Origin of the sequence: Noviherbaspirillum denitrificans (assembly GCF_002211445.1) — a bacterium.
GTDB lineage: Bacteria > Pseudomonadota > Gammaproteobacteria > Burkholderiales > Burkholderiaceae_D > Noviherbaspirillum > Noviherbaspirillum denitrificans.
On record NZ_LSTO01000001.1, the window covers coordinates 3,753,863 to 3,773,160 of the forward strand.

Genomic DNA, 19,298 nt, shown 5'->3' on the forward strand with positions numbered 1-19,298 from the left:
AACAAGGGAGCCCATCATGGACAACCATACCCATGAGCATCATGACCACCATCATCACGACCACCACCACGGTCATGATGCAGCCGCGGAGGTCATAGAGAAGCCCTTTACCGACCCGGTATGCGGCATGAAAGTCGCCGCAGACCCGGCCAAGACCATTGAACATGGCGGCACTGCCTATCATTTCTGCAGTACCAAATGCATGGAGAAGTTCCGAGCGAACCCGTCGGCCTATTCAGCACCGGCTGAGACTCAGCCCGCACCGTCAGCACCTGCGCCGGCCGCACCGGAAGGCACGATCTACACCTGCCCGATGCATCCGGAAATCCGTCAACCGGAGCCGGGGAACTGCCCCAAGTGCGGCATGGCACTCGAGCCAGTGCTGCCTTCCCTGGAGGAAGAGGAAAATCCGGAGCTGACGGACTTCAAGCGCCGATTCTGGTTGACGCTCCCGCTTACCGTCGTCGTCACCGTGCTGGCGATGTTCGGCCACAGGCTGTTTTCCGGTACGCTTCCTGGACAGAGCTGGATCGAGCTTGCACTGAGCACGCCTGTCGTCCTGTGGGCAGGCTGGCCGTTCTTCACGCGCGGCGTGGCCTCGATCAGGAACCGTAGCCCCAATATGTGGACCCTGATCGGTACCGGCGTCGCGGCTGCATACGGGTACAGCGTGCTGGCGACGGTCGCGCCGCAGTATTTTCCGGAAGCGTTCCTGATGCATGGACGCATCGGTGTCTACTACGAAGCCGCGGCGGTCATTATTTCGCTGACATTACTGGGCCAGATACTGGAGCTGCGCGCGCGCTCGCAAACAAGCGCCGCCATCAAGTCCCTGCTCGGCCTTGCACCAAAGACCGCTCGGAGAATCAGGAGCGACGGCAGCGAGGAAGACGTCCCGCTCACGCATGTCCACATCGGCGATATGCTCCGCGTACGGCCGGGAGAGAAGGTCCCGGTCGACGGCACCGTGCTGGAAGGCGAAAGCGCGCTCGACGAATCGATGCTGACCGGCGAGCCGGTACCGGTGACCAAACGTCCCGGCGACAAGTTGATCGGCGCCACCATCAACGCCAGCGGCAGCCTGGTCATGCGCGCGGAAAAGGTCGGTTCACAGACCATGCTGTCGCAGATCGTGCAGATGGTCGCCAATGCGCAACGCTCGCGTGCCCCCATGCAGCGTCTTGCCGATGTGGTGGCGGGATACTTCGTCGTGGCCGTGGTCGGCATCGCGCTCCTTACCTTGCTCGGCTGGGGATTCTTCGGTCCGGAGCCAAGCTGGGTGTACGGCTTCGTGAATGCGGTCGCGGTTCTCATCATCGCCTGCCCGTGTGCGCTCGGCCTGGCCACGCCCATGTCCATCATGGCAGCGACCGGCCGTGCCGCGACGCAAGGCATTCTTTTCCGTGACGCCGCAGCCATTGAGGGAATGCGCAAGGTCGATACGCTCATCGTCGACAAGACCGGTACGCTGACCGAGGGAAAACCGGCGTTTGATCGCGCCGTCGCGGCGTCCGGCTTCACCGAGCGTGACGTGCTGCAGATCGCCGCCAGCATCGACCAGGGAAGCGAACATCCGCTTGCTCACGCCATTGTGGAAGAAGCCCGCAGGCTGGGCCTGCCCCTGGACAAGCCGGAAACGTTCGAGTCCTCAAGCGGCATTGGTGTCCGCGGCATCGTGAAGGGTCAGCGGATCGCGCTAGGAAACACAGCGTTGATGGATCAGGAAATGGTGGATTGGCGTGCACTGGTTTCCCAGGCCGAGGCACTGCGCAACGAAGGCGCAAGCGTGATGTATCTGGCGGCTGATGGAAAACTCGTCGGCCTGCTTTCCGTCTCCGATCCGGTAAAGGCCACGACACCGGATGCGCTCAGTACACTCAGGGAAGCAGGACTGAACGTCATCATGGCTACCGGGGATGGTGTCACCACCGCGCGTTCGGTTGCGAAGCGACTCGGTATCGGCGAAGTGCATGGAGAAGTGAAGCCGCAAGACAAGCTCGCGCTCGTCGAGCATCTGCAGGAGCAAGGAAAAACGGTGGCGATGGCCGGCGACGGCATCAACGACGCGCCTGCACTGGCCAGGTCGAACGTCGGTATTGCGATGGGCACCGGCACCGACGTCGCCATCAACAGCGCGCATGTAACGCTGGTCAAGGGCGACCTGCGCGCGATTGCCCGTGCACGGCAGCTGTCCGAGGACACCGTGAGGAACATGCGGCAGAACCTCGGCTTTGCGTTCGTCTATAACGCACTCGGCATCCCGTTGGCGGCCGGCCTGCTTTACCCATTCACGGGCCAATTGCTGTCGCCGATGATTGCGGCGCTTGCCATGAGCTTGTCCTCGGTCTCCGTCATCACGAACGCGCTCAGGCTACGTGGCACTGCGCAGGCGACGGGACAGGGCGGAGGACCAGGGATGTTGGCCCGCTCGGTGGAACTTGGCGCAACCGCGACCGCACTGATGCTCGCCGTGTACTTCGGCGCGCTGACCCTGATTTCCGGCTGGGAGTTCACGGTCGACCAGTTTTCGCAGTTCTGGTACTTCATCGTGCCGCTCGCGCTCGGGTTCGGGGTCCAGGTCGGACTATTTACGCGCCTGCGTGCACTGGTCAGTTCGACCAGGAAGAGCGGCGCCGTGGTCGCTACATCGGGCACGACGTCGACCGCCGCCATGGTTTCCTGCTGCGCCCATTATCTGGCCAACATCGCCCCAGTCATCGGCGCCACCGGCCTCGTTGCGTTCGCGGCCCAGTTCCAGCTCGAGCTGTTCTGGCTTGGCTTGCTACTCAACGCCGCCGGCGTGGCCTATGTTGGCACCAAGGTCTTCAAAGCCTCTCAGGAGCATGAAAAATGTCTCGCATGATTCGCGCACTGGCGCTTCTCGTCGCGTTCGGCCTGTGGAGTGCTGCGCTCACGGGGCAGCCACTGAAACAGCAGACAAACAATAAAGACGCCGTCACGGTCAAAGTGACGCCTTTGAAAGTAGAGGGCGCCGTCTGGGAGTTCGAGATCGTCTTCGACACGCACTCCCAGGACCTGAGCGACGACTTGCTCAACGCTGCCGTCCTGGTTGGACCGGACGGTTCTCAAATCAAGCCGGCGGGTTGGAATGGCGATCCGCCAAGCGGTCACCACCGCAAGGGCGTTCTCCGCTTTAATGCGCTCAATCCTCCGCCTGACGTGCTCGAACTACGCATTGCTCGTCCCAAAGAGCCGACGCAACGCGCCTTCAAGTGGACGATGCCGCGGCAATAAACCTGTCGCGAACAGCGGGAAGCTTATGGAGCACGGGCAAAGAGAGAACAGGATCAAGCGGCTGGAGCTGCTTGGAGGCCTTGGTGCAGGCGCTGCACTTCTTTTGCAGATTATCTGCAACGGTTTGCCGTACCCGCGCTGCTGCTCGGCGTCGCGTCCCACGGATGGGCGATGTTCCTGAAGGGAAGAATGGAACAGCAGGCCGGAATGATGCAGCCTCGCTGGGCAGAAGCCGCAGAATGGACGTGCTGGGCGATGATGGCCGGACTCTTTATCTACATTGCATATCGCGTTCTTTCTTAGCTCCGCCTCATTTGCCAGGTGCCAGGCACGGCAACTCAGCGGATAAACCGCCGGAGCACATCCCGGAATGCAGGATTCTCCGCACATTCCAGCCACTCGAAGGCGACCATTTCGCGGCTGACGATCTCGGCACCGTTTTGCTGCATGCGATGCAGTGCCAATTCCTTGTCGCGCGGGCGCCGTGAACCGACAGCCTCGTCGACGATGAATACCTTCCTTCCTGCAGAAAGAAGGTCGAGTACCGTCTGCAGGACACAGACATGGGCCTCTGTACCGACAACGATCCACTGGCGTCGGTCGGCGCCGGGGGCCTGAAGCAAGGTACCCTCGGTAACGGCGGAGAAATGTGTCTTCTCCACAATGCAGTCCGCAGGAAGACGCGAGCGCAGGACTGGGTCTGTCAGTCCGATATTGCGGGGACAATGCTCTGTCGCAAGCACGGGAACGTGGATCGCTTGTGCGACGTCGACAATCCACATCGCTTCAGCCAAGACGGCGTCACCACCGTTAATGACAGGCAATAGGCGCTGTTGAAGATCGACAACGAGAACCACGGACTCCACTACGTTAATTCGCATGATTTTTTGATTGCTGGTGCCGTCAAGATAGTCACCGGCGATTTTACCTGTATAAAAATCAAACTCGCTCGCCCCGGCGGTGCGAGGATGGCATGACCACGTCGGCAAACCTCCTCCAATCAGCATGGACACCTTCGGCCATCACGCCCGGGACATCCTGAAGCATCCCGGCGCCTTTACCATCCGTACACTCAAGGCCTTCAAGGCCAATCAAGGTTTGTTGCTGGCCGGTGCAGTCGCCTATTACGCGCTGCTGTCCATCGTGCCGCTGCTCATCCTGATCGTCATCGTGCTCTCGCATGTAATCGGGCAGGCGGAGTTGCTGGAGACCATCTCCCGTTATCTGGAATGGCTCATTCCCGGCCAGTCGAAAGCAATCACCAGCGAGCTCGCGACCTTCATGGACCACAGCAGTGTCGTCGGCTGGTTCTTGCTGGCGACGCTGGTCTTCTTCAGCTCGCTCGCGTTCACGGTGCTGGAGAATGCGCTGTCGGTGATCTTCTTTCACCGCGTTGCCATCCACAGGCGTCATTTCCTCGTATCGGCGCTGCTCCCGTATTGCTACATCCTCTTTCTCGGTGTCGGCACGCTGGTGGTGACCCTGGTCGCCGGCGCGCTGGAAGCCATGGGGCAGGAGCGCATCCATTTCCTCGGGCATAGCTGGTCGCTCGGCGGTGTCTCCGGCATGCTGCTCTACCTGCTCGGCGTGGCGGGGGAAATCCTCGTCCTCACTTCCGTGTACATGGTCATGCCGGTCGGACGCCTGTCGTTGCGACATGCCTTGATTGGCGGAGCCGTGGCGACTTTCCTGTGGGAGATTACCCGGCACATACTGGTCTGGTATTTCGCCACGCTGTCGCAAGTCAGCAAGGTCTACGGTTCGTTGACGACCGCCATCGTCGTGCTCCTGAGCCTGGAGATCGGTGCCACCGTGCTGTTGCTCGGCGCCCAGGTGATTTCCGAATATGAACGCATCAGCCGGGGAACGTCCGGGGAGCGGTTGCGATCCTTGCGTACCGATTGAAAGGGATGGACAGCAGTTCCAGCCTGTCCACCCCGCGTCCTTTACCGATTCGCGTTGGGCGCTTTATGCAGCCGCCTTGACGTCCCTGGCGCGCAAGTTTGACAGGTAGACGTTGTCCGCCGCGAGTGCACGTCCTTCACGTACGGCGGCGACCCAATCCCCGGTCGTCGTTACCGCTGCAAAGTTGGAGTGGAACACCGTGCAGAAAACCCGGTGGATTTCTTCAGCGCTGGCGCAACCGCCGGCATTCTCGTAAGGGAGCGCGCCCGTCGCATCGGACAGGAATTCCACTTTCAGTCCGTCGTGCGCCGCGTGGTAGATGGTCGCTGCATCACAGTTGTGCGTCATGTACCCGGCAATCGTGAGGGTGTCGACGGCATTGGCAGAGAGCCAATGCCGCAGGTCCGTACCCGTGAATACGCTTGCCATGGTCTTGTTGATGTGGCGGGTGGCATCGCGTTCGGCAACGACCGGGTGCAGCTGCCATCCCGGCGATCCCTTGGCAAATACCGGAGAAGATTCGGGGGCGTCATGCTGGACGACGATAACCGGCACCCCGGCCGCGCTGGCAGCATCCATCGCGTGGCCGATGTTGGGCAGGGATGTCTCCACCGGCGGATATTCAATGCGCAGGTTGCCGGTCACGTATTCGTTCTGCACATCAATGACGAGCAGGGCACGGCGCGGGGCTTGGGGCATGGTGTTCTCCTTTGATCAAGTGTGGCAGCAAAAAAGTTGTCTCGATGGCTGCATTCTCGCCATTGCGGAGGAAAACGACGAGTGGCCCGAAGGACGTTATTCGATATAATCGGGCCATGCCTGCCCTGACTGCCCAAAACGCCCCCCTCAAGGTTGCCGTCCTCGCGTTCGACGGCATCACGCCCTTCCACCTCTCGGTGCCATGCCTGGTTTTTGGCAGCGGCCCGGCGCCGCAGTTCGACGTGCGCGTCTGCGCGGTGGAGGATGCGCCGCTGCGCACCTCGGCCGGGTTCGCGATTGTCGCGGAGCACGGCCTGGCTGGGCTCGACGACGCGGATATTGTCGTGATGCCGTCGTGGCACGACGACCTTCGCAGCACGCCGTCGTCCCTGCTCGATGCGCTGTGTCGCGCCCATGCGCGCGGCGCCAGGGTCATGGGCCTTTGCCTCGGCGCGTTTCCGCTTGCCGAAGCCGGACTGCTGAACGGCAAGGCCGCAACGACGCACTGGGTGGCCACAGACAAGCTGGCAGAGCGTTACCCGAAGGTGAAAGTCAACCGGGAAGTCCTGTATGTGGACGAGGACGATGTACTGACCTCGGCGGGCGTGGCGGCCGGCCTGGATTGCTGCCTGCACCTCGTGCGCCGCATCCTGGGCGCCGAGGCGGCCAACCGCATGGCACGCAGGCTGCTGATTGCCCCGCACCGGCAAGGCGGACAGGCGCAATTCATCGAAAGGCCGCTACCGGTCTCCAGCAGCGACGGCCGTTTCGCGCAGGTCCTCGACTGGGTGACGCAGCACCTGGAACAGGCGCACAGCATCGATGCGCTCGCCGAACGCGCGGCCATGAGCCGTCGCAACTTCACGCGCCATTTTCGCCAGACCACCGGCACGTCGTTCAAGCAGTGGCTGTTGAACCAGCGGATGGCGCATGCGCAGCGGATGCTTGAAAGCAGCGATGCATCGATTGAAGTGGTGGCGCAAGCGGCGGGATTCGGCACCGCACTCTCCCTGCGGCAGCATTTCCGGCAAGCGCTGCGCACTTCGCCGTCGGACTACCGCAAGCAATTCAGGGCCAATTCGACGCCTCAGTCACGCTAAGACTGCCGTTTCCCGGAACGCCGCAAGACGGCGTTTCATCTAATGGGCATCGGGACAGAAAACCTGCGTCCACCGCGCATGGCCTGTCCCGACGGATGGAACGCGCCCCTGCCTCCCGGAAAACGCGTCCCACATCGACGACAGACAGCTGACAAGGAGTATCACCATGAAAAAGATGACGATCGCTTTATCCATCGCCGGGCTGTTTGCATGCGGCGCAGCGCCTGCTTTCTCGCAATCATCCGCGCCGAACGACGCGCAGATCGCCGGCATTGTCGTGACCGCCAACACCGTCGATATCGATGCCGGCAAGCTGGCCGAAAAAATGTCCGGCAACAAGGAAGTGAAAGCCTTCGCCAAGCAGATGGTGACCGACCACACCGGCGTCAACAAGCAGGCGACGGCGCTCGTCAAGAAGCTCAAGGTCACGCCGGAAGACAGCGACACCAGCAAGAGCCTCAAGGAAGGCGGCGATGCGAATATGGCCAAGCTGAAAGGCCTGAAGGGCAAGGAATTCGACAGCGCGTATATCGCGCATGAAGTGACCTATCACCAGGCCGTGATCGATGCGCTCGACAAGACGCTGATTCCGAACGCGAAGAACGCCGAACTCAAGGCCACGCTGGAAAAGGTGCGCCCGGCGTTCGTGGCCCACCTGGAACATGCGAAGCATCTGCAGTCTTCGATGAAGTAACGTGCGGCCATGGACAACAAGCATCGTCGCCGGCGCCTGGCGAAAATCTGCGTGCTCGCCGGCCTGTTCCTGGTGGCGAGCGTCGCGGCGAAAGCGGCCGAGCATACGGTTGTGATCGAGGGCATGCAGTTTGCGCCGGCGACACTCGAAGTTCGTCCCGGCGACACGGTGATCTGGAAAAACAAGGACCCGTATCCGCATACGGCGACTGCGGTTGGCGGAAGCGGCTTTGACTCGGGAGAGATCAAGCCGGATCGAAGCTGGAAGTTTGTCGCGAAGAAGGCAGGGACCTTCCCTTACGAATGCACGCTGCACAAGACGATGACAGGCAAGCTTGTCGTGAAGTAGACGGGTTGGCGCTATCCGAGCGGATTCACGACAAACGACGGCATCTTCTGCCCCGAAGCGCGACAGGCGAGGAAGCGTTCCGCCACGTCGAGCGCCTCGGCTATCGTCACATGCATATCGAGGTAGCGGTAGGTGCCGAGGCGCCCGACGAAGGTGACCTTTCTTTCTTCGCTCGCGAGTTCGACATAGCGTCGCAACTGCGACTTTTCCTTCGCCAGCCGGATGGGATAGTAAGGCGTATCGCTTTCTTCACAGTAGCGGCTGTACTCCTTGAAGATGAGCGTATTGTCGTGCGATTCCCAGGGCGAGAAATGCTTGTGCTCGGAGATGCGCGTCCATGGCACCGCTTCGTCGCAGTAGTTGATTACCGGGTTGCCCTGGTAATCCCCGCGATGACGCTCCGGAACGAAGTCGAGTGTGCGGTAACCCAGGCGGCCTTCGCTGTGCTTGAACCAGGCGTCGACAGGCCCGCTGTAGAAGATGTGGTCATAGCCGTCGTCCATGCTCCGCTCAAACTTCGTATTCAAATGGACCTTGATGTGGGGATGGTCGAGTATGCGCGCCACGATTTCGGTATAGCCATTCTTCGGCATGCCCTGGAAAGTACTGGCGTAATAGTTGTCGTCGTAGTTGAAGCGGACCGGCAGCCGGCGCAGGATGCTGGCGGGAAGTTCGGACGGATGTATGCCCCACTGCTTTTTCGTGTAGCCGTGAAAAAAGGCTTCATACAGTTCGCGCCCGACGAAGCGCAAGGCCTGTTCCTCGAAGGTTTGGGGATCGGTGATGCTTTGGTCGCCCAGTGACGCGAGGAAGGATTCTGCCTCTTTTGGAGAAAAGGTCTTGCCGAAGAACTGGTTGATGGTCAGGAGGTTGATCGGCATCGAAAAGACGTGCCCGTTCGTGACCGCCTTCACGCGGTTCGTGAACGGCATGAACTCGTCGAATTGACGGACGTAGTTCCATACCTTTTCATTGCTGGTATGAAAAATATGCGGCCCGTAGACATGGGTCATTACGCCGGTCCCGGCGTCGCGCGCCGTATGACAATTGCCGGCGACATGGGGCCGTGCGTCGAACACCTCGATCCGATACCCCGCCTGCGCCAGTTCGCGAGCGATGACTGCGCCCGAGAATCCTGCTCCCGCAACCGCAATCTTCTTCATTTTTTTTCCTCCTCAGATACGAGTTCCTTTCCGTCTGATAGTTCGTTCCGGGGAATTTGATGGATATCGGGTCACAGTGCAAAAAAGGGTGCGACCCGCGTACCCTTTCTTCATCCGTTGAAGGACAGTCTCTTCTACCGGCCCATCGCGTAAAACTCCGCATTCGGGCGCATGCTCGTGACATTCGCCAGGCGATTGGACATCCCGAAAAACGCCGAAATGCCGGCGATGTCCCAGATGTCGTCTTCGCTAAATCCGTGCGACTTCAGCGTTTCAAAATCAGCCTCTCCCACCAGGTGCGAGGATTGCGACACCTTCATCGCGAAATCGAGCATCGCCTTCTGGCGGTCAGTGATGTCGGCCTTGCGATAGTTCACGGCGACCTGGTCGGCGATGAGCGGGTTCTTGGCGCGGATGCGCAGGATGGCGCCGTGCGCAATCACGCAATACTGGCACTGGTTGGCATTGCTCGTCGCCACGACAATCATTTCCCGCTCTGCCTTGGTCAGGTTGCCGGGCTTGTCCATCAGCGCATCGTGATAGGCGAAGAACGCACGGAACTCATCGGGGCGATGCGCGAGCGTCAGGAAAACGTTCGGGATGAAGCCGGATTTTTCCTGGACGGCGAGGATACGGTTCCGGATGTCTTCGGGAATGTCCTTCAGTTCGGGGACCGGGAAACGGCTCACCGCCGGCTGGTTTGCTTGGGTCATGCTTCTCTCCTTTGATCGATAAGACGCTATTTACTTGTTCACATCCACGACGACGCGTCCGCGCACTTCACCCTTTAGCAGGCTGGCGGCGAGAGGGATCGCCTCGTCCAGTCCGACTTCGCGGCTGATCGTGCCCAGCTTGCTGATATCCAGGTCCGTAGCAAGGCGTTGCCATGCCGTCAGCCGGTCGGCGCGCGGGCACATCACGCTGTCGATCCCCGCGAGGGTGACACCGCGCAGGATGAACGGCGCGACGGTGGCGGGGAAATCCATGCCCGCGGCCAGGCCGCATGCGGTCACCACGCCGCGGTACTTCGTCGTCGCGCAGACGTTCGCAAGGACGTGACTGCCGACGACATCGACGGCGCCCGCCCAGCGCTCCTTGCCCAGGGGCTTGCCCGGGGAAGCGAACAGGGAGCGGTCCAGCACCTCCGCCGCGCCGAGGGACTTCAGGTAGTCAGCGTCATGCGGACGGCCGGTGACGGCGGCCACCGTATACCCGAGTTTGGCGAGGATAGCGACGGCGACGCTGCCCACACCGCCCGCCGCACCGGTCACGACGATTTCGCCATCCGCAGGCCGCACACCATGCTTTTCAAGCGCGAGCACGCACAACATCGCGGTATAGCCGGCGGTACCGATCGCCATCGCCTGCTGCGGCGAAAACGTCGAAGGCAGCGGCACCAGCCAGTCGCCATTCAGGCGCGCCTTCTGCGCCAGTCCACCCCAGTGCGCTTCGCCGACACCCCATCCGTTCAGCACGACGGCGTCCCCGGCCTTGTATTCAGGGTGCGTGCTTTCCTCGACAACGCCAACCAGGTCGATGCCGGGCACCATCGGAAACTTGCGCACCACCGGCCCCTTGCCGGTAATGGCCAGGCCATCCTTGTAGTTCAGTGTCGAGTGGCTGACGCGAACGGTGACGTTCCCCTCGGGCAGCTGCGATTCGTCGATTTCCTTCACGGCTGCACGGTAGCCCGCGTCGTCTTTCTCAATCAGGATTCCTTTGAACATCGTGTGCTCCTCCAAATGTAGAAATGCGGAACAACTCAGCGACCGCGCTGTTCCACCAGCTTGAAAAACCCGTTGGCAAAAATATCGAGCGCCACGGCCTGCTGCTCGAGCTTGGCCCTGAGCACCGCGCCTTCCCAACCGATCCAGAAAAACTCGGCAAGTTGCGCGCAGTCGAGCGCTTGGCCGATCTCGCCTGTCTGCTGCGCTTCCTTCAGGCAGCGTTCTGTGCGTTGCTGCCAATCCCGGAAGACATCGGCGAGCTGGTGCCGGAAGGACTCCGGCAGGACAGCCATCTCCTGCCCCAGGTTGCCGACGAGGCAGCCACGTCGGAAGCCGTGCTTCGCCATGCCTTGCTTGGCGTCCTGGACAAAATAACGAAGGCGCTGCAAGGGGGTGCGGGAGGTGTCGAGAAAGCAGCGGTCGAGCTTGCGCGCAAAGTAGTCCGCATAGGCCGCGATCAGCACCTGGCCGAACGCTTCCTTGCTCGAAAAGTAATGGTAGAAAGAGCCCTTGGGGACGCCGACCATGCGCAGGATTTCATCGATACCGACGGAGGAGTAGCCCTTTTCCGTCAGCACAGCCAGCCCGGTGCTGACGAGCAGCGAACGGGTTTCGGCATAGGAACCGGCGGCATCCTTGGGCGGCCTTCCGCGCCGGCGCGGGCTGGTGGTTGATGTATCCATGACGGCAAATAATTAGACGATCGGTCTAATTATTTGCTAAAATTAGACGACTGTCTACTAAATTATGGGGTCGAGGCCGCCAAGATCCCTGCCCATATCGAGATGACGCGCAGCTCCTGGTACTTCGGTTGGAACATCGTTGCCGCCGCCACCCTGCTGACCATGCTGACCGTAGGCATGCGCCTCGGCATCGGCCCCTTCTTCCTTCCGATGGTGGAAGACCTCGGCTTCAGCCGCAGTCTGCTGGCAACGATCATCGCCATCGGGATGCTGTGCTACGGATTGGCGATGCCGCTTGCCGGCTACCTGGTCGGACGTTACGGGACGCGCTTCGTGCTCTTGCTCGGCACGGCGATCGTGTTTCTGTCGACCGTCTGGACGGTCACGGCCCGCACACCGGCTTCCTTCCTGCTCGCATTCGGCGTGCTGATGTCTTTCGGCCTCGGCTTCACCAGTCCGGTTGCCCTGACACCGGTGATCAGCCGCTGGTTCACCCGCCAGCGCGGCATGGCCCTGTTCTTCCTCTCGACCGGGTCGATGGCCGGCATGGCCGTCCTGACGCCGGTCCTCACCTTGTCCATCAAATGGCTGAACTGGCAGCAGACCTTGATGGGCTTCGCTGTCACATTCGCCCTGGTCACGGTGCCCGCCGCGCTGTTCATCATCCGCGACGACGCGCCGCCGAACACAGACCTGCTGCCCGAACAGATCAACGCCGAAGCGCAAGCGTCCCGGACGGCACCCGCGAGCCTCACCTTCGCCGCCGCGCTGCGCACCTCGCCATTCTGGAAAATCGTGCTCGGACTCTTTGCCTGTGGATTCAGCATGAACCTGCTGGGCACGCATGGCGTGCCGATGCTGATGGACCACGGCTTTGACGCAATGACGAGCTCCTATGGCATCGGGATCATCGGCCTTGTCGCCATTCTCGGAACGCTGGTCCTGGGCAGGATTTCGGACCGCACGCCGCGCCGGAATATCCTCGGGGCGATCTACTTCGTGCGGGGCCTCGGATTCTTTGCCCTGCTCCTCGTGGGTACGCACTGGGAGCTGTACATCGCCGCCGCGATCGGCGGCATGGTCTGGGCCGGCAGCATCGCCACCTCATCGGCCATCCTTGCAGATATCTATGGTGTGCGGCTGGTCGGGGTCATGTACGGGACGGCGTACCTGGGACATCAGATCGGCGCGATGCTCAGCTCCTGGCTTGGGGGCTGGGGGTTTGAACACTTCGGCACGCACTGGGTTGCGTTTGGAAGCTCGGGGGCTCTTCTTTTGATTGCGGCTGGTGTGTCGATGCGGCTGCCGTTGAAGGGGTTTACTTTGATGTCGGCTTCCGTGCCGGTGCGTGGGTAGGTTCTGTTGCTACTGCAACGTTGCCACGAGTGTGCCGCGCTGATCGACAAAAACTTGGAATGAATTCAACCGGTGCAAGTGTGCGTTCGTTTCCACCTCTTTGCCATCAATAAGTAATCGTGCTTGAAGTCCCGATGCGAAGTGGACGCGGGCGTTGAGCTTTTCGTTGAGGACGTCCGGAGCCTCCCCGTAGCTGACGTTCGAGATTACACCTCATTTGGCTTTTCTAGCGGCGGGACGCGGCTCGCAATGTCATTAACCAGAGAACACCTCCGGTACGGCATCACAACTTACTTAGCAGGTTTTCCAATGCAGCCCCCACAACTTGCGTGAATGCTCGAACCCGTGCCGTATTACGAAGATCTGGATGCGTAAGTATCCATAACGGGCTTTCCAACTCGTCGATCGGGGCTGACAGGGCCACAAGATCATTCATCCCATAAGCCATAAACTCTGGCAATAACGCCACTCCCAAACCCGCCCGCAAAAGGGCTAATGACGTTGGGAAGTGATCTGCCCTCATAACCACTGATGAGTCCGGCACATGCTTGTGCATCCAGCGGTCGTAAGGCCTTTCGCGTGCATCTCGCCCCAAACAGATCCAGGGATAGGCGCCTACAAGATAATCGATACTCCGAGTTACCGATCCTTTATCTGATGGTAGAAGGAACGGCGCATCGTTCCATGCATAGATGCGAAACCGAATATTTCCCAGTTTACGTCCGACAAGATAGTCCGGAACACGAGTAGCAAAACGAATTGCGATGTCTGCATCACGACGTGCCAAGTCAACCTGCTCTCGTGCAGTTTGAATCTCAACCTCAATAGCCGGGTATTGACTTCGGAAGGCGGCAAGAGTCGGCGGCAACAAGTGCTGCGCGATGACGAAGCCAGTTGAAATTTGCAGACTGCCAGCCAGCCGAGTGTCGCCTCCCGCAATGCGTCGCTCAGCCTCGGCAAAAAGCGGCTCACATTGTTCCGCTGTACGTCGTAGGACTTCGCCGGCTTGTAATGACCCACTGAAAACCTGCTCAGGTGATAATTCTGTAAGGAAGTCACATGAGCACGGTAATGGAAGAAGAATTCAAACGATGGACAGCCAAGCGTAAAGCGGCGTTGGTGACCGAGATCATCCAGGGCAAGACCAGCGTAGCGGAGGCGAGCCGGACGTACGACTTGCCCCCATCTGAGGTCGAGGAATGGGTGGAAGAAGGCCGCAAGGGTCTTGAGAACGCTCTGAGAGCCAAGCCGCTGGATATCAAGGAACAGTACGAGCGGCAGATCAAGGAACTGCAGGAAGCGTACGGTGAAGCAATGCTGGAGCTGCGCGCCAGAAAAAAATTGCAGTCCCTGCTGGGCGAGGACGAGAAGTGATCGAGACGATCCGCCAGGGACTCAAGCAGGACGGTTTTGACGTCTCGATCAGCAAGATCTGCCAGTGGTTTGCGGTGCCGCGTCGCACGGTCTATTACAAGCCGGTCAAGGGCTCGCCGAAGGTGCAGACCTGCTTTGCCCAACCGATCAAGGCGATGATCGAAGAGAACCCGTCCTTCGGTTATCGCACGGTGGCGCACCTGCTGGACTTCAACAAGAACACGGTGCAGCGGATCTTCCAGTTGATGGGCTGGCAGGTCAAGAAGCGGCCGATCGGTTTTCGACCACGCATACAAGCCTTGCCGTCCGTAGCGCAACGTCCCAACGAGCGCTGGGCCACCGACTTGTGTCGAGTCTGGGCCGGGCGTGATGGGTGGGCCGTGTTGGCGTTGGTAATTGATTGCCATACCCGTGAACTGCTGGGTTGGCATCTATCCCGATCCGGTAAGGCCAAGACGGCTGAATCAGCCTTGGAACAGGCATTGATCGCGCGCTACGGAACATTGGGGCGAGTGCAATCTCCGTTTCTGCTTCGTTCAGATAACGGCCTGGTCTTCACCAGTCGCAGCTATACCGCCTTGGTACGCAGCTATGGGTTGAGACAGGAGTTCATCACGCCGCACTGTCCCGAGCAGAACGGCATGATCGAGCGCGTGATCAGGACGTTGAAGGAGCAATGCGTACATCGGCAGCGCTTCGAGACGTTGCAGCATGCCAGCCGGGTCATTGCTGACTGGATTGGCTTTTATAACACTCGACGTCCGCACCAGGCGCTGGGAATGAAGACACCTGCTGAAGTATTCGCTTTAGCAGCCTAACCTGTGCAGGTTTCGCTGGGTCATTACATCGGGGGATAAGGCCTCGTCGACATTATAGGTGTAATGTCAGATCTCCCGGACTTGCGACAGACCGAATATAGGCGAGGCGAATCGGGCCAATAAATGCCGATGAGCACTTGTCGGTGATCGACATAAACCTCACTACGTTGGGGGGCGCCGGCAAATGCGGCTCCAGTGAGCCCAGGCAGCGCGGACAAGCCAGTTCGACTCATCGCCAAGCGACTTATCCCTTCCTGTTTCGTTCCGCCAGACAAACCGTAGCCGTTGATAATGGAGGCAAGCTAGTCGCCGACCAAGATTTTTTGAATTAGGGCTTCGGTGCTGGATGTCTGTTTTGCCGAAATTGAAGCAACTTGACCACCTGCTGGTGCATTGGTGAGAGTTCCGTCTGGATCGTCTTCCAGACGATCTCCAGATCAATTTTTAGGTACGACTGCGACGCGTGGTTGCGCAAAGCGTAAATCACTGTCCATGGAAAATCGCTGTGCTGGTCGGCAAAATCGGGGTCGCACTTTCCAATATTGTTTGCCGCTTCGCCGACGATCTCGATGTTGCGGATTACCGCGTCTTGCACCATCTCGTTTTGTAGGAATGCAGTTTCATCCATCTCTTCCGTGTAGCGCCGGATGCGCTCGATGGCTTGCTGGATGTGCTCCAGATAATCCGGCACGCGCGATGCGTTCCTAGTCATACATGCACCCTGTCCGCCAGTACCGCCCCACGGAATTTTTCTGGCGACGTTTTCGGCGTCAGCACGTCTACCGTCACTCCAAGCAGTTCTTCCTGCTCGACCTGAATCGCCGCCACATCCATTAATGCGGTGTCTGGCGTCGAGTCAACCAGCAGATCAAGGTCGCTGCCGTCCGTATCGTTGCCGTGAATCCCTGAGCCAAATGCCCGCACATTGCGGTCGCGATGCAACTCCACGATGCGACGAATCACGTGACAGTGAGACTGGAGGGCGACGGACGGTTTCATGGCGAGAATCTACAGGATTCACCGGAATGACATTAATGCGACCAGCAAGCGGTACTGCAGCGCGCCAAATTCAGTTCAAACTATTGCACCTAGAAATTATCGACGGCCCCTCGCCCGCATTTCATCAAACTGTCTTTGATTAATCTCGCCCATTCTTCGCAGGACTATTTCGCCAGCTTCACTACGGATAGTAACGCTCAGATTATCGCCTGCTGCCCATCCCATTTCGTTGAGCAGCTCTTTGGGAAGCAAAAGTATTTGGCCGCCGCTTCCGTCGCACGGCGCTTGAATCGTTGTTTGCCAGCTCATGTTGAACGTCCAAGTTATTGAATCTAAACCGATTCCTAGTAGCAATCAAACCGATTTCGAAATGTTTGCTATGTGCTCAATGTTATACCGTTCTTGACTCCGAAACGGTTTCAGTCGCCGGGAATAGTTGTGGCGATTATCCTGACATCATCTCGTCATCTAGATACTTTATAACTACTTTCTTCAACGCGGCATCACTCAGTTCATCAATGTTCACACGCTCAAGCTTGTTTAGCTGAGCAATCGATCTGATGTGACAATCAAACAGCTCTCGTAGTCGCGCAAAATCTCCGGTCTGCAGCGAATGCAGAAGAACTTTTTTCTGCGCGTTTAGCATTAAAACGTTGGCTTCATTCATTTTGATTAAAGCGCAGTTGTTCAAATGTTGATTCAACGTGCTGCCCTTGAGCGACCGAGCCATCTGATTCTTTCTATGAAGTAGAACACCGACTCTGGTGAATTACCGGAATGGCATCGAGCGGCAAGGCTTGGGCTTTTATAAATTCATTTTTTGTTACGAGCAAATATTCTGCGAGTTCGCAGTAATGTTCAGGCGCAAGTTCCTGCTCGTCGTTAGAGGAAAAATAATAGTCAAGATAAGCCGTCGCAAGGTCTGGCCGGTTCGCAAAGTAGTTTGTTAGCCGACGACGAAATAATGCTGGAGTAGCAATTAATTCGCCTGTCTTCTCGAAATGTTGCCTTTCCTTTGCCGTCAAAATCCAAAAACGCTCGCCAAATTCACCATCCAGGATATAGCTGCGAACGTACTTATCGTGGATGCAGACCTGCAGTTTGAACGCCCTAATCGCGCTCGAAACAGAGTCCGCGTGAACAATGTGTATGAGTCCTTCGTCATCGTCGATTCGACAATCGGTGCTTGAGACCAAGAATTGCACATCCCCCCCCGGAACCAATGTATTCAGCGGAATTATACCTTATTGGCTACGTTTATAGACTATATGGTTGTTCCTGTTTTGCGCCCGATGCCGAAACATTCATGCTCTTCAAATGATGAGGCAACGAATGGCAAAAGCAAAACGTGCGTCAAAGAGCACGGCGCAACGTATCGGGAAGCGGATACGCCAATTCCGGGCTGCACTTGGGCTAACTCAAGCACAGCTTGCCGAGCAATTGGAGATGGACGACATGACGATTTCGCGATTCGAAACTGGCCTACGCGCTCCTAGCCTCGATCAGCTCGAGCGTCTTTCAGCAATATTTAATGTTTCGATTTCGCACTTTGTGGACGAAAACGACGAATCATCCCTTGTTCATGGAAGGGAGCTTGAAAGCATGCTGAAGTCCCTTACGAAGGAGCAGCAAGGCTTCGTTATTGATTTTGTGCGAGCGTATGTCGCGGTCCATGGGAACAATCCTGGCAGCGGTCAAAGAAAGCTTGGCAAAAGCAAGTAAGGCCTTTCACAGGAAAGGCGGCAGTGAGCCGGCGGTCCATGTTTGTGCCGGGTACCAAGCATGTGGTCGATGACGTATTGACGCTGTTCGGCGCTCGTAGGCGAGGGGATAGGATGGGAACGGCTTATTCTATGATCTCGGTCTGACTGGGCCCCCAATCGCTTCCCGTAGTTCATGCAAGCCGGCACGTGGCGTGCGAGACCGGTACCCTTTGAGAAGTTATGGGGCGTGTTTTGTTGCTTCTCGTCGGCATGTATTCCCCTAAATCTTCTTCCTAAATGTACCGTGGCAGAAGCGATGGAGAGCCGTCGGCGAGACAGCTGAAGAGCTGGGGTTGGCCGAGAGTCGAAAACGAAAGCTCCCGCAGCTGCAGGCTGTGTGACTGCTCAAGTTCTTTTTACCGCCAGAAATTCTCACAAACAGGCGTCACATCATCAAATTGGCGAATGTGAAGTACTTTAAAAATCAATCGCTTATAAAGCTGCCGTAATCCATTCCTGTCCCTCCGCCGAAAACTCTCACAAACGGGTTCGGCTAGCGGCTATCTCAGCTACTGATCGGCGTTAGCACCTGACTTATTAACGCTGGTTGCGTCGCATCTCAGCTTGGACCTGGCGATATGCACCGGAAAGCGCGCCAACCAGTGGCGCAAAGTACAGACGCAAACTCGCAACAAAAATTCTTTTCACATCGGTCATGGTCGGCCTTTCGATTGATATGGCTTTGTACGATAAAGCTGTGTAAACCATGATACGCCGAAACCGCCAGGTTTTAATTGGCGTCGTCGAATGGCGGCACAGATTCAAAGTTACTGGCATGAGCATCGAAAGATTGGCGACGAGGGGTTGTGGCTACAGTTTCATTTTTCAGTCATGCCTGAGATGGTGTTGGCAGGCACATTCCGAGTACTGCGACCTATTTCAACAATATCCACGCCACCTTGGGGACGACGGTTTTCAGTGGAGGGGAGGGGGCGAGCAGATCGTCTGTGCAGCGCATATGCAAGGAGCATGGGTGGTGATAGGCAGCAGCGAGGACGGTCCGGGTAGGTTTTCGACAACTGACGGCAACAGCGAGTCCGTGATCGGGAAAACCAGGTTTAAAACCGAGGTTTCCCGCGAGAGGCTGGAGGGTCTTTTGAAAGAAAGGACGCCTTCCCCTTTCTTGCCGAAACGCCGCCAACGCATGAATTGCCTCCTGCCTTTGCACCCAGAGGACAGCGGGGAAGGGAATTGGCGGTTAGCGTCCGACCGGCAGTTGGGTTGTGGGGGTAAAGAGCCGGACAAACCCAAACGCGTAGCGGCTTGGCCGGCGAAAAGGGCGACCGAACGCGACCGCAGGGTGAGGAGGACAGACTGGCTGTTCTGGGGGAACGACCGGGCCGAACGGCAGGCGTCGGAAGGCCGGGGAGTGGGGGAGCGGGGCCGCAGGGGGCGCGAGATGGATTTACGGGAC

At 58.6% G+C, this 19,298-nt stretch carries 21 protein-coding genes and 1 pseudogene; 10 read left to right on the plus strand and 12 right to left on the minus strand.

Going from position 1 to position 19,298, the window contains the following annotated elements; translation table 11 throughout:
* Positions 1–16: 16 nt before the first annotated feature.
* Positions 17–2,380: pseudogene (locus AYR66_RS18195) on the plus strand (heavy metal translocating P-type ATPase); the annotation flags it as partial.
* A gap of 470 nt (positions 2,381–2,850) precedes the next feature.
* Positions 2,851–3,255 carry a hypothetical protein gene (locus AYR66_RS18200; protein WP_141104105.1) on the plus strand — a complete coding sequence of 135 codons (405 nt, stop codon included), beginning with the start codon at positions 2,851–2,853 and terminating at the stop codon, positions 3,253–3,255.
* 338 nt (positions 3,256–3,593) lie between these two features.
* Here AYR66_RS18200 and AYR66_RS18205 read toward each other — a convergent pair whose 3' ends face one another.
* Positions 3,594–4,262, minus strand: coding sequence for an isochorismatase family protein (locus tag AYR66_RS18205; RefSeq protein ID WP_206047215.1), 669 nt, complete (start codon positions 4,260–4,262; stop codon positions 3,594–3,596).
* Here AYR66_RS18205 and AYR66_RS18210 point away from each other — a divergent pair.
* Complete coding sequence (locus AYR66_RS18210) at positions 4,261–5,160, plus strand: YihY/virulence factor BrkB family protein (RefSeq protein ID WP_088708683.1); 900 nt, start codon at positions 4,261–4,263, stop codon at positions 5,158–5,160. The two genes, AYR66_RS18205 and AYR66_RS18210, sit on opposite strands and share 2 nt — an antisense overlap.
* A 63-nt stretch (positions 5,161–5,223) precedes the next feature.
* Here the strand turns inward: AYR66_RS18210 and AYR66_RS18215 are convergent, their stop codons facing one another.
* Positions 5,224–5,859, minus strand: a complete 636-nt coding sequence (locus AYR66_RS18215; RefSeq protein ID WP_088708684.1) for a cysteine hydrolase family protein — start codon at positions 5,857–5,859, stop codon at positions 5,224–5,226.
* 116 nt (positions 5,860–5,975) lie between these two features.
* Here AYR66_RS18215 and AYR66_RS18220 point away from each other — a divergent pair, with 116 nt between their 5' ends.
* From AYR66_RS18220 to AYR66_RS18230, 3 genes are all read left to right on the plus strand, one after another.
* Positions 5,976–6,959, plus strand: coding sequence for a GlxA family transcriptional regulator (locus AYR66_RS18220; protein ID WP_088708685.1), 984 nt, complete (start codon positions 5,976–5,978; stop codon positions 6,957–6,959).
* A 175-nt stretch (positions 6,960–7,134) separates the two neighbouring features.
* Entirely contained in the window at positions 7,135–7,653 is a 519-nt protein-coding gene (locus tag AYR66_RS18225) for a DUF4142 domain-containing protein (protein WP_234815045.1), read from the plus strand.
* Positions 7,654–7,662: 9 nt separating this feature from the next.
* Positions 7,663–8,001, plus strand: a complete 339-nt coding sequence (locus tag AYR66_RS18230) for a cupredoxin domain-containing protein (RefSeq protein ID WP_088708687.1) — start codon at positions 7,663–7,665, stop codon at positions 7,999–8,001.
* 11 nt (positions 8,002–8,012) lie between these two features.
* Here the strand turns inward: AYR66_RS18230 and glf are convergent, their stop codons facing one another.
* The 4 genes from glf to acuR form a co-directional block, all read right to left on the minus strand.
* Positions 8,013–9,164, minus strand: a complete 1,152-nt coding sequence (glf, locus tag AYR66_RS18235; RefSeq protein WP_088708688.1) for a UDP-galactopyranose mutase — start codon at positions 9,162–9,164, stop codon at positions 8,013–8,015.
* A gap of 134 nt (positions 9,165–9,298) precedes the next feature.
* Positions 9,299–9,877 carry a peroxidase-related enzyme gene (locus AYR66_RS18240; RefSeq protein ID WP_088708689.1) on the minus strand — a complete coding sequence of 193 codons (579 nt, stop codon included), beginning with the start codon at positions 9,875–9,877 and terminating at the stop codon, positions 9,299–9,301.
* Positions 9,878–9,907: 30 nt separating this feature from the next.
* The gene (gene acuI / locus AYR66_RS18245; RefSeq protein WP_088708690.1) at positions 9,908–10,891 is read right to left on the minus strand and encodes an acrylyl-CoA reductase (NADPH); all 984 of its coding nucleotides are present in this window, start codon (positions 10,889–10,891) and stop codon (positions 9,908–9,910) included.
* Between the two features lie 35 nt (positions 10,892–10,926).
* Positions 10,927–11,574: an acrylate utilization transcriptional regulator AcuR gene (acuR, locus tag AYR66_RS18250; RefSeq protein ID WP_088708691.1), complete on the minus strand. Its 648-nt coding sequence runs from the start codon at positions 11,572–11,574 to the stop codon at positions 10,927–10,929.
* Between the two features lie 102 nt (positions 11,575–11,676).
* Between acuR and AYR66_RS18255 the strand changes: the two genes are divergently transcribed.
* Positions 11,677–12,930: an MFS transporter gene (locus AYR66_RS18255; RefSeq protein ID WP_088708692.1), complete on the plus strand. Its 1,254-nt coding sequence runs from the start codon at positions 11,677–11,679 to the stop codon at positions 12,928–12,930.
* 283 nt (positions 12,931–13,213) lie between these two features.
* On the opposite strand, the gene AYR66_RS18260 is transcribed toward AYR66_RS18255, so the two are convergent.
* Positions 13,214–14,014: a LysR substrate-binding domain-containing protein gene (locus AYR66_RS18260; RefSeq protein WP_088708693.1), complete on the minus strand. Its 801-nt coding sequence runs from the start codon at positions 14,012–14,014 to the stop codon at positions 13,214–13,216.
* Between AYR66_RS18260 and AYR66_RS18265 the strand changes: the two genes are divergently transcribed.
* A complete protein-coding gene (locus AYR66_RS18265) occupies positions 13,990–14,304 on the plus strand; it encodes a DUF1153 domain-containing protein (RefSeq protein ID WP_088706253.1) in 315 nt (104 codons plus the stop codon). The two genes, AYR66_RS18260 and AYR66_RS18265, sit on opposite strands and share 25 nt — an antisense overlap.
* Positions 14,301–15,122: an IS3 family transposase gene (locus AYR66_RS18270; RefSeq protein WP_088706252.1), complete on the plus strand. Its 822-nt coding sequence runs from the start codon at positions 14,301–14,303 to the stop codon at positions 15,120–15,122. Before AYR66_RS18265 ends, AYR66_RS18270 begins: the two co-directional genes overlap by 4 nt.
* Before the next feature lie 328 nt (positions 15,123–15,450).
* Here AYR66_RS18270 and AYR66_RS18275 read toward each other — a convergent pair whose 3' ends face one another.
* The 5 genes from AYR66_RS18275 to AYR66_RS18290 all read right to left on the minus strand — a co-directional run bounded on the left by AYR66_RS18275 (position 15,451) and on the right by AYR66_RS18290 (position 17,326).
* On the minus strand, positions 15,451–15,834 hold the full coding sequence (locus AYR66_RS18275; RefSeq protein WP_088708694.1) for a HepT-like ribonuclease domain-containing protein: 384 nt from the start codon (positions 15,832–15,834) through the stop codon (positions 15,451–15,453).
* Positions 15,831–16,121, minus strand: coding sequence for a nucleotidyltransferase family protein (locus AYR66_RS18280; RefSeq protein ID WP_088708695.1), 291 nt, complete (start codon positions 16,119–16,121; stop codon positions 15,831–15,833). The genes AYR66_RS18275 and AYR66_RS18280 overlap by 4 nt, the downstream gene beginning before the upstream one ends.
* A gap of 96 nt (positions 16,122–16,217) precedes the next feature.
* Positions 16,218–16,430, minus strand: a complete 213-nt coding sequence (locus AYR66_RS29675) for an AbrB/MazE/SpoVT family DNA-binding domain-containing protein (RefSeq protein WP_206047216.1) — start codon at positions 16,428–16,430, stop codon at positions 16,218–16,220.
* A gap of 136 nt (positions 16,431–16,566) precedes the next feature.
* Positions 16,567–16,851: a hypothetical protein gene (locus AYR66_RS18285; protein WP_088708696.1), complete on the minus strand. Its 285-nt coding sequence runs from the start codon at positions 16,849–16,851 to the stop codon at positions 16,567–16,569.
* Between the two features lie 10 nt (positions 16,852–16,861).
* A complete protein-coding gene (locus AYR66_RS18290; RefSeq protein WP_141104106.1) occupies positions 16,862–17,326 on the minus strand; it encodes a hypothetical protein in 465 nt (154 codons plus the stop codon).
* Between the two features lie 127 nt (positions 17,327–17,453).
* Between AYR66_RS18290 and AYR66_RS18295 the strand changes: the two genes are divergently transcribed.
* Positions 17,454–17,843 (plus strand): helix-turn-helix domain-containing protein, encoded by a 390-nt coding sequence (locus AYR66_RS18295; protein ID WP_170942199.1) that lies wholly within the window; start codon positions 17,454–17,456, stop codon positions 17,841–17,843.
* The last annotated feature ends 1,455 nt before the right edge of the window (positions 17,844–19,298 follow it).